The 13,499-nt window shown below is 69.5% G+C and carries 12 protein-coding genes; 10 read left to right on the top strand and 2 right to left on the bottom strand.

Annotated elements, in window-relative coordinates:
* Positions 1–98: 98 nt before the first annotated feature.
* Entirely contained in the window at positions 99–1,055 is a 957-nt protein-coding gene (locus ACFWX1_RS13850) for a Gfo/Idh/MocA family protein (protein WP_378387103.1), read from the bottom strand.
* Positions 1,052–2,158: a DegT/DnrJ/EryC1/StrS family aminotransferase gene (locus tag ACFWX1_RS13845; protein ID WP_378387101.1), complete on the bottom strand. Its 1,107-nt coding sequence runs from the start codon at positions 2,156–2,158 to the stop codon at positions 1,052–1,054. Before ACFWX1_RS13845 ends, ACFWX1_RS13850 begins: the two co-directional genes overlap by 4 nt.
* 187 nt (positions 2,159–2,345) lie before the next feature.
* Here ACFWX1_RS13845 and ACFWX1_RS13840 point away from each other — a divergent pair, with 187 nt between their 5' ends.
* From ACFWX1_RS13840 to ACFWX1_RS13795, 10 genes are all read left to right on the top strand, one after another.
* Positions 2,346–3,077 (top strand): UDP-N-acetylglucosamine acyltransferase, encoded by a 732-nt coding sequence (locus ACFWX1_RS13840; protein ID WP_378387099.1) that lies wholly within the window; start codon positions 2,346–2,348, stop codon positions 3,075–3,077.
* An 11-nt stretch (positions 3,078–3,088) separates the two neighbouring features.
* Positions 3,089–3,328 carry an acyl carrier protein gene (locus tag ACFWX1_RS13835; protein WP_378330755.1) on the top strand — a complete coding sequence of 80 codons (240 nt, stop codon included), beginning with the start codon at positions 3,089–3,091 and terminating at the stop codon, positions 3,326–3,328.
* Positions 3,328–4,086, top strand: coding sequence for a glucose 1-dehydrogenase (locus ACFWX1_RS13830; RefSeq protein ID WP_378387097.1), 759 nt, complete (start codon positions 3,328–3,330; stop codon positions 4,084–4,086). Before ACFWX1_RS13835 ends, ACFWX1_RS13830 begins: the two co-directional genes overlap by 1 nt.
* A complete protein-coding gene (locus tag ACFWX1_RS13825) occupies positions 4,083–5,480 on the top strand; it encodes an AMP-binding protein (protein WP_378387095.1) in 1,398 nt (465 codons plus the stop codon). Before ACFWX1_RS13830 ends, ACFWX1_RS13825 begins: the two co-directional genes overlap by 4 nt.
* On the top strand, positions 5,477–6,532 hold the full coding sequence (locus ACFWX1_RS13820) for an acyl-protein synthetase (protein WP_378387093.1): 1,056 nt from the start codon (positions 5,477–5,479) through the stop codon (positions 6,530–6,532). The genes ACFWX1_RS13825 and ACFWX1_RS13820 overlap by 4 nt, the downstream gene beginning before the upstream one ends.
* Positions 6,529–7,788, top strand: a complete 1,260-nt coding sequence (locus ACFWX1_RS13815) for an acyl-CoA reductase (protein ID WP_378387091.1) — start codon at positions 6,529–6,531, stop codon at positions 7,786–7,788. The genes ACFWX1_RS13820 and ACFWX1_RS13815 overlap by 4 nt, the downstream gene beginning before the upstream one ends.
* Before the next feature lie 191 nt (positions 7,789–7,979).
* Positions 7,980–8,891, top strand: a complete 912-nt coding sequence (locus ACFWX1_RS13810; RefSeq protein WP_378387289.1) for a lysylphosphatidylglycerol synthase transmembrane domain-containing protein — start codon at positions 7,980–7,982, stop codon at positions 8,889–8,891.
* A 201-nt stretch (positions 8,892–9,092) separates the two neighbouring features.
* Positions 9,093–10,757, top strand: a complete 1,665-nt coding sequence (locus ACFWX1_RS13805) for a hypothetical protein (protein WP_378387089.1) — start codon at positions 9,093–9,095, stop codon at positions 10,755–10,757.
* The gene (locus tag ACFWX1_RS13800; protein ID WP_378387087.1) at positions 10,754–12,226 is read left to right on the top strand and encodes a hypothetical protein; all 1,473 of its coding nucleotides are present in this window, start codon (positions 10,754–10,756) and stop codon (positions 12,224–12,226) included. The genes ACFWX1_RS13805 and ACFWX1_RS13800 overlap by 4 nt, the downstream gene beginning before the upstream one ends.
* Before the next feature lie 32 nt (positions 12,227–12,258).
* Positions 12,259–12,990 (top strand): lysophospholipid acyltransferase family protein, encoded by a 732-nt coding sequence (locus tag ACFWX1_RS13795; protein WP_378387085.1) that lies wholly within the window; start codon positions 12,259–12,261, stop codon positions 12,988–12,990.
* The last annotated feature ends 509 nt before the right edge of the window (positions 12,991–13,499 follow it).

The raw sequence follows: 13,499 nt of genomic DNA, 5'->3' as shown, positions 1-13,499 counted from the left end.
TCCCCACACGCGCGGGCCGGCCCGTCACGCCCCCTAACACTGCGTTGAGCGCTGTGAAGGAGGCCTTCACGGCATTACGGACCAAACGAAAGATGACCTCAGGCAGCGGCCTGCGTCAGCACCTGCGCGACCACATCGTGCGAGGGCAGGATCCGCGACCGCTCGTCCTCGGCGTCGACCTTGCCCTCCAGCAGATCCACGAACCGGTCCAGCTGCGTGGCCAGCGGCTCCCGCGCGGTGACCAGCTCCGGGATCTCGATGACCGTCTGCTGCCGGTAGCCGAGCCCGTCCGGCGTCACCGAGTCGTGCGAGACGTGGCGGTAGATGGTGACGTCGCGGCGCAGCAGGTCGATCTCGATCAGCCGGTCCAGCTCCGACACGACGAGCGAACGCACCTTGCGCTGCCCCAGCCGCGACGCCGACACCGTGGCCAGCCCGGTCGGGAACGACAGCACCGTCTCGATCGTGTCCTCGGCGCCTTCCACCGACGACGGGTGGAAGTACCCCGCACCGGAGGTGACCCGCGAAGGCGTCGCGCCGCCGAAGAACTGGATCGCCAGGTCGACGTCGTGCACCAGCAGGTCCCACGCGACGCCGGTCTTGATCCGCGGGGCGTACGGGCCGTGGCGCCGCGCCATCAGGTGCACCGGCTCCTGTACCAGCGCCCGCGCCGTCATGACCGCGGGGTTGTAGCGCTCCAGCAGCCCGCACATCAGCGGGACGTCCTTGCTCGCCGACAGCCCGACGATCTCCTGCGACGCCTCGAGGCTGTTGCACACCGGCTTCTCGACCAGCAGCGGCTTGCCCTGGCCGAGGATCTCCTGCGCCAGGTCGTAGTGCACCTCGGTGGCCGAGGCCAGCACCACGGCGTCCACATCGGACAGTGAGCCGATCTCCGGTGTCCACTGCGTTTCGTAGCGATCGGCGACGGCGCGCCCCGCTTCCTCGCGCGGATCCACCACCCTCACCAGCTCGACCCGGTCGTTCGCCGACAGCACACGGGCGTGCAGCGAGCCCATGTTGCCCGTGCCGATGAGAGCGATGCGATGCGTCATGCGCCCAGTACCTCGCGAACCGTCTCGATGATCTTGTCAAGGTCGGACTCGCTCAGGTGCTGGTGCACCGGAAGCGAAAGTGCTTGTGCCGCAACGGAAGCCGCCACCGGGAAGTCCTCGGTCCGCGCGTGGGGGATCAGCGGGTTGCCGCGGTAGCAGTCGTAGTCGAAGACGATCTTCGGGTAGTAGATCCCGTTCCCGATGCCCTTTTCGGTCAGCGAGGCGGCGAGCTCGTCCCGCGAGAGCATCGCGTGCGGGCCGACCAGCACCGTGTACTGGTGCCACACGTGCTCGCGGCCGGGCAGCACCTGCGGGACGTCGAGCCCCGGCGTCCCGGCGAGACCGTCCGACAGCCGCTTCGCGTTCGCCTGACGGGCGGCGATGATCTGGTCGATCTTGGCCATCTGCGGGATGCCGACCGCCGCGTGCAGGTCGGTCATCCGCCAGTTGTGCCCGGCGAGCTCGTACTGGTAGCGGGCGCGCATGCCGTGGTTGCGCAGCAGCCGCAGCTTGTCGGCGAGCGCGTCGTCGTCCGTGGTGATGACGCCGCCTTCGGCGGTCGTCGTGTTCTTCGTCGCGTACAGCGAGAAGCAGCCCATGCCGTACGACCCGGCGGGCTTGCCCTCGAACGACGCGCCGACGGCCTGCGCCGAGTCCTCGATCACGTGCAGCCCGTGCTCGGAGGCCAGCGGGGCGAGCTTGCCCATGTCGGCCGTCTGGCCGTACAGGTGCACCGGCATCAGGACCTTGGTGCGGCCGGTGATCGCCGCGGCGACCGCGTCCGGGTCGATCGCGAAGTCGTCGCGCCGGATGTCGGCGAACCGGACCGTCGCGCCCGCTTCCAGGATCGCGTTCAGCGTCGCGACGAAGGTGAACGGCGAGGTGACGACCTCGTCGCCGGGCTGGAGGTCCAGCGCCTGCAGGGCGGCCACCAGCGCGGTCGTGCCGCTGTTCACCGCGACCGCGTGCTTGGTTCCGGTGACGCCGGTGAAGGCTTCTTCGAAGCGCTTGACCATCGGACCCTGTGCGATGGCGCCGGAGCGCAGCACCTCGACGACGAGGTCCTCCGCGTCACGGACGTCGACCACGGTGATGGGGATCATCGGCAAGTCTCTCTCGGCAGGTGGTTTCGGCGCGTCCGGTACAGTGCTGAGCGCTCAGGCCGTGAGGCCGGAAAGCCGCCGGTTCCGCGCCCGGCCGCCCTGCAACAACGCGGGCCACACGTTACCGGGCGCTGCTGCCCGGCCTTGACCCCCCAGGCTGCCAGCAGCCGCCGACGAATGGAAACTCGTGTCTAACCGGATCCACCCGACGGCCGTCATCGGCGAAGGCGTCGAACTCGGCGAGGACAACGTCATCGGCCCGTACACCGTCATCGTCGGCCCCGCCCGTATCGGCGACGGCAACTGGATCGGCCCGCACGTGACCATCGGCACGCCGGGGGAAGACCGTAACCGCGAGCACCCCGCCGCGTGGGACGCCGCGCCGGCCGGTGACCCGGACCACGACGGCCACGGCGTCGTCATCGGCAGCCGCAACCGCATCCGCGAGTACGTCAGCGTCCACCAGGGCACCTGGCGCACCACCACGCTCGGCGACGACGGCTACTACCTGCGCGGCAGCCACATCGCGCACGACTGCCTTGTCGGCGACGGCGTGACGATCGCCTCGAACGTCATCACCGGCGGCCACTGCCACATCTGGGACGGCGCCAACCTCGGCATGGGCGCGGTGCTGCACCAGCGCGTCGTGATCGGCCCCGGCGCGATGGTCGGCATGGGCTCGGCGGTCCGCCGCGAAGTGGGCGCTTTCACCATCGCGGTCGGCAACCCGGCCCGCGTCACCGGCGTCAACCAGGTCGGGCTGTCCCGTCGCGGCCTGGACGAGGAGACGATCGAGGCGCTCGGTCCGTGGCTCAAAGGGAAGGAATCGCTCCCGGAGGGCGGGCTGGCCGACCGGCTGCCCGGCGACCTCTCTACCTTGGTGAAGGCGTGGGACGCTCGCCCGCGCGACGAGCATTAGGAGACACGGACATGGCGGATGTCGCCCCCAAGCTGCGTGAGGTCTTCGTCGAGGCACTGGACCTCGGTGACGACGTGAACGTCGAGAACCTGAAGTACCGCGACATCGAGGCGTGGGACTCGGTCGGTCACATGGCGCTGGTCGCGGCCATCGAGGACGAGTTCGACGTCGAGTTCGACACCGACCAGGTCATCGACATGTCCAGCTTCAAGGTCGCCGTCGACATGGTGACCGAGCTGCAGTCGAAGTAATGACTGTGTCCGACGCTCAGGCCGCGAGGCCGGTCCTCAGCGGCAAGGTCGCCCTGGTCACCGGCGGGACGCGCGGCATCGGCCTTGCCACCGCGCGGGCGCTCGCCGAGGCGGGCGCGACGGTGGTGCTCACCGGACGTGACGAGGACCGCGCGAAGCAGGCGGCCACCGAGGCCGGTGCCGCCGCCGGGCTCGCGCTGGACGTCACCGACGCGAAGGCCGTGTCGACGCTGGTCAGGGGTGTCGCCAAGGAACACGGCGCGCTGGACATCGTCGTCGCGAACGCCGGGATCATGGAGGACGCGCTCCTCGGCATGATCCGCGAGGAACTGGTCGAGACCACGCTGAGTACCAACGTCGCGGGCACGCTGCACACCGTGCAGGCGGCCGCGCGCGCCATGATGCGCAAGAAGACCGGCGCGATCGTGGTGCTGGCGAGCATTGTCGGCGAGTACGGAAGTGCTGGTCAGACCGTGTACGCGGCGTCGAAGGCGGCGGTGGCGAACATCGCGCGTTCGGCCGCCAAGGAACTCGGCCGCTCGGGGATCCGCGTCAACGCGGTGGCGCCGGGCGTGATCGAGACGGATCTGACCGCGGGCCTGAGCGAGGACGCGGTCGCGGAAAATGTCGGGAAGACGCCGCTCGGGCGGCTCGGCCGTCCCGAGGACGTGGCGAAGGCGATCCGGTTCCTGGTGAGTGACGAGGCGTCGTTCGTCACCGGCCAGGTACTGGGGATCGACGGAGGCTTGGTGCTATGACCCTGCTGGGTGTCGGGGCTCGGCTGATCGATGTGGCCGGGGGCCGCACGCTGGCCGGTCAGGAACTGGACGCCGAGGTGGCCCGCCTCGCCGCCGCGCTCGCCGAACTGCCGACGGGCGTGCTGTTCGCGCGCATGGCGGTCGATCTGGACAGCGTGCTGAACTACCTCGCCGCGTTCGAGTCCGGCCGTGCGATCGCGCTGATCGATCCGGCACTCGACGCCGACGTGCTGGGCGGGCTGATCGAGCGCTTCCGCCCGGCGGCGGTGCTTTCCGCGCCCGAAGCCGGCGCTCCGGCGGAGTACGCGGCGTCCGGCAAGCACTGGGTGCGGACCACGGCGGACGCCGTCGAGCCGCATCCCGAACTCGCGATCCTGCTGCCGACCAGCGGATCCACCGGCAACCCCAAGCTTGTCCGGCTGTCGCGCGGCGCGGTGTTCTCGAACGCCGACGCGATCGCGCAGGTCCTCGACATCGACTCCGACGAGGTCGCGCCGACGAGCCTCCCGCTGCACTACAGCTACGGCCTTTCCGTGCTCAACTCGCACCTGCTGCGGGGCGCGACCGTCGTGATCGAGCCGTCCGGCGTGCTGGGCCGCGGGTTCTGGGACGCGGTGAACGAGCACAAGGTGACCTCGCTCGCCGGCGTGCCGTATCACTACGAAATGTTGCGGCGCCTCAAGTTCGACCCGGCGAAGTACCCGACGCTGCGCACGCTGACGCAGGCCGGCGGGAAGCTGCGGGACGAACTCGTCGCGGAGTTCAACGACAAGATCCGCGCGGTCGGCGGCCGGATGTTCGTGATGTACGGGCAGACCGAGGCGTCGCCCCGGATGACCACCGTGCCTGCCGAGCGGCTGGCCGAAAAGCTCGGTTCCGCCGGGCCTGCCTTGCCCGGCGGCGCGTTCGCGGTCCGGCGTGACGACGGGTCCGAGACGACGCATCCGAAAATTGTCGGTGAGGTCGTCTACCGTGGTCCCAACGTGATGATGGGCTATGCCGACGACGAGTCGGAGCTGGCCAAGGGTGACGAGTACGGCGGCGTGCTGGCCACCGGTGACCTGGGATATCTCGACGAGGACGGGTTCCTGTTCATCACCGGGCGGCTCAAGCGCATCGGCAAGGTCTTCGGCAACCGGGTCAGCCTCGACGATCTCGAGCAGGCGGTGCGCACCGCCGCCGTCGGGATCGACGTCGTGGCCGCCGTTCCCGCCGGGGACAAGGTCGTGCTGTTCGCCGAAGGGGCGGACAAGGACATCTGCAAGGACGCGTCGAAGGCGCTGTCCGAGCGGCTGCACCTGCACACCAGCGGGTTCGACGTGCGGCCCATCGACACCGTGCCGCTGCTGGCCAGCGGCAAGATCGACTACCGGACGTTGGAGGGGCAGGTATGAGTGTGTTCACTCGGTCGCAGGCCGAGCGGGAGGCGTCGCTGCTGCCCGAGCTCGCCGAGCTGACCGCGCACCATCGCGCGAATTCCGTGGGCTACCAACGAATTCTGTCGTCGCTGGGCATCGCGGAAGACACGAGGTTCGAGCGCATCGCCGACCTGCCCTGGCTGCCGGTGCGCATGTTCAAGACACACGATCTCAAGAGCATCCCGGACGCCGAGGTGTTCAAGACGCTGACCTCGTCCGGCACCACCGGGGCGGGTGCGTCGCGGATCTACCTGGACAAGGACGCCGCCGCGGCGCAGACGAAACAGCTCGGCGCCACGCTGCAGGAGGTTCTCGGCGGCGAGCGGCTGCCGATGCTGATGGTCGACACCATCGGCATTATCAAGAACCGCCGGTCGTTCTCGGCACGCGGCGCGGGCGTGCTGGGTATGGCGAATTTCGGCCGTAAGCACACCTACGTGCTCGACGAGAACGACAAGCCGGACATCGAAGCGGTGAAGAAGTTCCTCGCCGAGTACGGGGACAAGCCGTTCCTGATCTTCGGTTTCACCTTCATGGTGTGGCTGTATCTGTACGAGGTGGCGCGGGACAACGGGCTCGACCTGTCCAACGGCATCCTCATCCACTCCGGCGGCTGGAAGAAGCTGATCGACCGCGCGGTCGACAACACCGAGTTCCGCCGCCGGTTCAAAGAGGACACCGGGCTCACCCGGATCCACAACTACTACGGCATGATCGAGCAGATCGGCACGGTCTTCCTCGAAGGCCCGTCCGGGAACTCCTTGTACTGCCCCAATTTTGCGGACGTCGTGATCCGGAACCCGGAGACCTGGGAAGAGCAGCCGGTCGGCGAGCCGGGCGTCATCGAGGTCGTCTCGACGCTCCCGCGCTCCTACCCCGGGCACGTCCTGCTCACCGAGGATCTGGGCGTGTACAACGGAATCGACGACGGTGACTGGCCGGGCAAGCACTTCTCGGTGCTCGGCCGCCTGCCCAAGGCCGAGGCCCGTGGCTGCTCCGACACGTTCTCCGGGGGTGCGGCCGCGTGAATGCCTTGACTCAGCGCTTCCCGCTGGCCGACTCGATCGAGGTCGGCGCGCTCGTCGACGAGCTGCGTGCCGAGCCGCCGGGCGGGCGCCTGCGCGTGGGTGATCCGCGCATCGTCGAATTCGTCACGAAGTTCGCGCGTAAGCTGCTCGCGCCCGCGACCGCACGCCGGTTCCCTGAGCTGGCCTCACTGGGTTTCTTCCTGCGCAAGGGAGAAATCGCCAAGGCGCTGTCTACTCTGGACACTTCGGGTGACGCCCTGCGGTTCCCGCGCGGGCTGGTCTTCCACGTGCCACCGGCCAATGTGGATACCATCTTCGTGTACTCGTGGGCGTTGTCCGCGCTGGCGGGCAACCACAACGTCGTCCGCGTCTCCTCGCGTTCGGCGGGGGCGGCCGAGGCCGTGCTCGACGCGCTGAACGACGCGTTGTCCGAAGTGGACCCGGCGACCGCGGCGGCGATCACCGCCACCCAGCGCATGGTCACCTACGACCGCAGCGACGAGATCAGCGGCGCCCTGTCGCTGGCGGCGGACCTGCGGGTGATCTGGGGCGGCGACGCCTCGGTCGCGGCGCTGCGGAAGTACCCGCTGGCCCCGCACGCCCGTGACCTGACCTTCCCGGATCGCTCGTCGTTCGCGGTGGCGTCGGTCGCGGGCTGGCAGAACGCGACCGAAGACCAGCGCCGCGCGGCCGCCGAAGGCTTCTACAACGACTCGTACTGGTTCGACCAGGCGGCGTGCTCGTCGCCGCGTGCCGTGTTCTGGGTCGGCGACGCCGAGGGCGCGAAGGCGGCCGGGAGCGAGTTCCGCACGTTGCTCGCCGAGGTGCTGGCCACGAAACAGCACGTCACCGAGCCCGCGATGGCCGTGCAGAAGCGTGTCTCGGCGTACGGCGCCGCGGTGGACGGCATCGCCACCGCCATCTCGTTCGAAGGCGCGGGCGCCGACCGGAACGGTCTGGCCACTTTGGAGCTGGCCGATCCGGCGAGCCTGCCGCGGGAGTGGCTGGGCGCGGGCACCTTCGCCAACGCTCGGGTCGACACGCTGGGCGAGCTGGTCCCGATCGTGCTCCGCAAGGATCAGACCGTCAGTCAATTCGGCTTCAGTGCTGAGGAATTGACGGAATTCGTGACGGAATTGGCCGGACGCGGTGTCGACCGGATCGTTCCGTTCGGATCGGCCCTCACCTTCTCGGCGGTCTGGGACGGTTACGATCTGCTGGCCGAATTCAGCCGCCTGGTCACGGTGCAGGCCTGACTTGCCGTTTCCATGGCCGTGAGGAGTGCCAGTGTTTGTCCGGGAACCCGAGTCCGCGGTCGCGTCGCCCGAGCGCTCCCGCCGCGCTTTTAAAGGGGTTGCCCGTGACGACCACCGTTGAGCCGGAGGGAACCGGATCCGGCAAAGAGGGGACCACGGTCCTCGCGCAGCCGAAATCCGCCAAGGCCAGGATCCTCGACGTCGTCCGCTGGGTCGCGATCATCGCCGTCGTCGGATTCGCGGCCAAGGCACTCGTGTCGCATTGGGACGAGTTCTGGCACACGCTGTCCGACGTCGCCTGGCAGTCCTCGCTGCTGAGCCTGCTCGCGCTCGTCGCGGCGATCATGGTCTCCACCTACGGGTGGCAGGCGATGGTCGACGATCTCGGCGCCCCGATCGGCTACGCCCGCGGCTCGCAGATCTGCCTGGTCGGCTCGCTCGGCAAGTACGTCCCCGGCTCGGTGTGGGCGTACCTGCTGCAGATGGAGCTGGGCCGCAAGGCGGGCCTGGCCAGGGCGCGGATCTTCACCGCGTCGCTGATCCAGCTCGGCGTCGGCGTGGTGTCCGCGCTCGTCGTGTCGCTGCTCGCGGCGCCCGCGGTGTTCAGCAACAGCCCCCGCGCGCTGTGGCTGTTCGTGCTCATCCCGGTCGGCCTCGCGATGTTGCACCCGAAGGTGCTGACCTGGGGTACCTCGCTGGTGCTGCGGATCCTGCGCCGTCCGGGGCTGGAGCACCCGCTCGGCTGGGCGGTGGTCGGCAAGGTCTTCGGCGCGTCGACGGCGGCATGGGCGTTGCAGGGCGTGCACCTGTGGCTGCTGGCCAACTCGGTCGGCGCGCCCGGGCTCGACGGGTTCATCCTGTGCGTCGGCGCGATGGCCGTGTCGATGACGGTCGGCACGTTCGCGTTCATCCTGCCCAGCGGCGTCGGCGTCCGCGAGGTCGCTCAGGTCGCGGTCCTCACCGCGAGCGGCCTCACCGTCGGCCAGGCCACGGCGTTCGCCGTCGCGTCGCGCGTGATGTTCACCCTCGCCGACCTGCTCACCGCCGGCGGCGCCGCGGTCGCCGCGCGCGCCAGCGCCTCGCGTCCCCTCACCTCCGCCTGATCCCTTCGCCTGCCGCGCGTCCTCCGATACGTCCGAACGGCTGATCACGTGCGCGCGATCCCGGCCGAATGAGTGACACAGGGGGAAGATTCGCGGGAATCGTCCCGTGCTGACTGACCCGCACGCAACATCCTGCCAGGATGATCGATAATCATTCGCACGCGGTGAGAACGCGGCAGGCGGTCGAGGATTGGGGGCCGGGTGGTTTACGCGGTCGTCGGCGCCTGGCTCCTGCTGGCCGCGCTCATCGTCACCACCTGGGGCCGGATCGCCACCGTGCCCGGCTGGCGCGGCTTCGTGCTCACCCTCGTCCTCGGGTTCTCGCTGCTGCACCAGCTGCTGTTCGCCACTATCACCGAAGACGCTTTCATCGCGTTCCGGTACGCGGCCAACATCGCCGACGGGAACGGGCCGGTGTTCAACGCGGGCGAGCGGGTCGAGGGCTACGCGAATTTCCTGTGGCTCGTGCTCATCTCCTTGCCGAAGGCCGCTTTCGGCATCGGTGTCGAAGGCGCGGCGGTCACCCTCGGGGCGATCGCCGCGCTCGGTTCGGTTCTGCTCACGTATTTCCTGGTGAACCGGATCGTCGAGCGGGCACTGCCGGAGGGCGCCGAACCCCGCCCCGCGCTCGGCGTCGCCGCCGCGCTGCTCACCGCGGGCGCCAGCGGGCTGGCCGTCTACGGGCCGTCCGGCACCGAAATGCCGCTGTTCGTCCTCCTGCTGCTTTCCGTCTGCTACGCGCTCGCGGCCCGGCGCCCGGTCGTCGCGGGGGTGCTCGTCGCGTTCGCCGTGATGACCCGGCCGGACGGGCTCGTGGTGGCGGTCCTCGCCGGACTGTGGCTGGTGTTCGCCGCGATCCGGGGCAAGCACAGCTGGTGGGCGCCCGCCGGGTACACGCTCGGCGCGCTGGTGTTCCTCGTGCCGTGGACGGCCTGGCGCGTCACGTACTACGGCCACCTGCTGCCGACGGCGATCGACGCGCGGATGAGCGGCACGTTCGGCGCGCGGGTTGCCGAGGGCTGGCATTACCTGTCCGGATTTTCCCTGGTGCATCAGGGTTTCCTGTTGGTCGGCCTGGTCGCGGCTGTCGCGTTGCTGCTGCGTCGCGGCGGACCGGACATCGAGGCCCGCTCGGTCGTCTGGCTGCTGTTCGCCGTCGCGGCGGGGCTGGCGGTGTTCGCGGTCCTGCTGGGTGGCGACAGTTCGTTGTCGTGGCGTCAGCTGGTGCCGCTACCGCCGCTGCTCGCCGTCGCGTCCGTATCGGCGTACGGCGTGCTGACCGCCGTCGCCACCGCGAAGCCGTCTCCGCGTCCGAGGGCATGGCCGGCCGGCACCCGCCTGGTTCCGGTGGCCGCCGCGGGACTCGCCGGGATCGCCGTGCTGGTTTCGGTGTTCAGCCCGGACATGCTCGACCGTGTCCGCGAGTGGCAGGCGCGGGGCGCGCAGCTGTCGGAGATCGGCTCGTGGCTGGGGGATTACCTGCCGCCGGGGTCGGTGATCAGCGCGTCCTCGCCGGGGGCGCTGGCGTACGAGATGGGGCCGCAGTTGCTCGTCGTCGACGTCCTCGGCCAGACCGACGACCACATCGCCCGGGAGGGGCGGCGCGAGCGGGGCGTCGTCACCGACTACGACTACGTGGTGAACGCGCGGCGCCCGACGGTCGCCGTGCCGACCGAGACCGGATACTCCGAAAGCCAGCGGTGCACCATCGACCCGATCTACGCGGGGAAGTACCAGGTCGCCACGTTCCACCGGGAAGGGACGTCGTACTGGGTCGCGTTGTACCCGCGCACGGAACAGGCGCAGACCGTTGTCGACGACCTCGACAAGGCGCCGGAATTTCGTCACGTACCTTGCCCCTCGTGAGTGTCGACACCGCGCCGAGCCCAGCACCGATCGCGCGGTTTCGGGAGGAAGCGCTTCTCGGCCTCGGTGTCTTCGGCGCCACGCTGACGGTGCTGCTGATCCGGTTCCTGGTGCCTCGCCCGGTCGGGATGTCCGACAACGGCGATGGATTCCGGGTGCTGTGCGGGGCCGGGATTCCGTGGCAGAGCCGTCCGGAACCGTTCGCGCGCTTCGTTTACGACGTGCCGGGCGAGACCTGCGAGCCCACCTATCTGCTGAGTCAGAGCTGGCTCGCCCGCGCCGCACGAGGGATCGGTGATCTGTTCGGAGAGCACGGGTCACTGAGTCTGACAGTGCTCGGAATTGTGAGCAGTGCTCTCGTCGCGGTGGCGATCGCGGCGATCGTTCTCGGGCTGCCGTATGGCCGCGGCGTGCGGATCGCGGTGGCGGCCGGATTGCTGCTGGTCGCCGGTGATTCGGCGTTCTTCGGCTACTTCGCCTCGGTACTCGGTGAGGGCGCAGCGTTCCTGGGGCTGCTGCTGGCGGTCGGCGGACTCCTGCTCATGGCCCGCAGCGGATGGTGGACCTACGCGGGCATGGCGGTGACGGTCTTCGGCGGAGTCGTCGCCGTCAACGCCAAGGTCCAGACCCTGATGATCCTGCCCCTGCTCGCCATCGCCGTGCTGCTGACCCGGCCGGGTGGCCGCCGGGGGCTCGCGCGCTGGGTGCCGTCGCTGCTCGTCGTCGGCGTGCTCGGCGGAGTGACGCTGTACGCACAGCAAACCGTCGAGCCCGCGAAAGCACCCGATGGCACGCTGGCGGCACGTCCTGGTGACGACTCGCGTGAGATCAACGTGTTCAACACCGTCTTCATGACCATTGTCGACGGGAAGCACGACACCCAGGCCGACCTCGCGGCTCTCGGGCTGCCGCCGACGTTCGCGAAGTACGCGGGCAACGGCTGGTGGCACCCGAACCCGGCGACGCTCGACTCCGAATACCCGCGCTACCGCGACAAGCTGAGCCGTCACAACGTCGTGGGCTACTTCGCGAGTCACCCCGGACGCACCCTCGAGGTGCTGAACCGCGCGGCGGGCGATCTGCTCACCGCCCGCCCGGACTATCTCGGCAGTTTCGACATCTCCGCCGGGCTGCCGCCGCACGCGCAGGAGTACCGGATGCCGGTGGTGTCCGGGCTGACCGGCTTGCTCGCGCCGCTACGGCTGTTCGCACTGGTCCCGTTGTGGCTGTTCGTCGCCTGGCGCGGCCTGCGGCAGTGGCGGACCGCGCTGGGCGTCGTCCTCGGCCTGCTGCTGACCGTCGCGGTGGGCCAGTTCGTCCTGGCCGCGCTGGGTGACGGCATCGAGAACATCAAGCACCAGGCGGTGGCACTCTTCGCGACCCTGCTCGCCGTGCCGCTCGCGCTGCTCCCGCGCGGGTCCGGTCGCCAGGACCCGGTGATCTGGTCCGCAAAACCTACGCATCCGTAGGTTTCTTCCCTGCGGTCACGTAGCCTTGCGGAATGGCTGAGCTGGTGTACCCGCCCGTGATCGCGGCGGCGAAGTTGATGTTCCGGGTGCTGGACAACCGCATCCGGATCGAGGGCGCGGAGCACATCCCGGCCACCGGCGGCGCGGTCATCGCGTGCACGCACGTGAGCTACCTCGACTTCATCTACTGCGGCCTCGGCGCCCGCCCGGCGAAGCGGCTGGTGCGGTTCATGGCGAAGAAGCAGATCTTCGAGAACCGGATCGCCGGGCCGCTGATGCGCGGGATGCGGCACATCCCGGTCGACAGGGCGGCCGGGCTGGCCTCCTACCGCGAGGCCGTCGAGCGGCTGAAGGCGGGCGAGGTCGTCGGCGTGTTCCCGGAGGCCACGATCAGTCAGTCGTTCACGGTCAAGGAGATCAAGTCCGGCGCGGTGCGGATGGCCGCGGAAGCCTGCGTGCCGGTGGTGCCGATGGCACTGTGGGGCACGCAGCGCCTGTGGACCAAGGGCAGGCCGAAGAACCTGACCCAGCGGCACGTGCCGATCTCGATCATCGCCGGGGAACCGCTGCGGCCGGGCGCCGACGAGGACCCCGAAACGCTGTCCAAGGACCTGCGCGTGCGCATGGGAGCGCTGCTGGACCGCGCCCAGGCCGCCTACCCGGACAAGCCCGCCTCCGACGACGAACGCTGGTGGCTCCCCGCTCATCTCGGCGGCACCGCCCCGACCCCGGAAGAAGCCAGGGAACTGGACCGGAAACGCTGAGGCTCCGCCAGACCGCCGCTTTCCCCAGTTGTCCACAGGCACCTCCCGGTGTGGACAACTCCGGCCTCCCAGCCCCGTTTCCGGAGTTTCCGTCGCACCCCGGCGATAGGCTGGTTCAGGGGGGCGCCCCTGCGGATGGAGGGTCCGGCGAACCCCGTTTCCGTGGTTGCGGCAAGCCCTCACCGCGGATGTCCGGCTCGTGACTGCGCCCCCGTCCCCCCGTTCCCCACCCCCGCCCGCCCACCCGGAAGTGTCCTTTATGGATCGTGCTGCCGTGAAGGCCTCCTTCACGGCGTTGAGCGCTGGGAAGGAGTCCTTCACGGCGTTCGGCGGGCCGGGGAAGGTGTGACTGTCGGGGTGTGTGTTGCTCGCGGGCTCGGCGTGATGATGCTGGGCTTCGCGCGGTGGCCTCGCGTGTCGGGGGGGCGGCCCACGGGCCCCAGAAAACCACAAAAACGACCCGAAGACCCCCAAACACAAAAACAAAAAACAAAAACCCCACCCAAACC

Origin of the sequence: Amycolatopsis sp. NPDC059021 (genome assembly GCF_042739895.1) — a bacterium.
Taxonomy (GTDB): domain Bacteria; phylum Actinomycetota; class Actinomycetes; order Mycobacteriales; family Pseudonocardiaceae; genus Amycolatopsis.
Note: the sequence above shows the minus strand (reverse complement) of the source record. Positions and strands in the feature narration are given on the sequence as shown.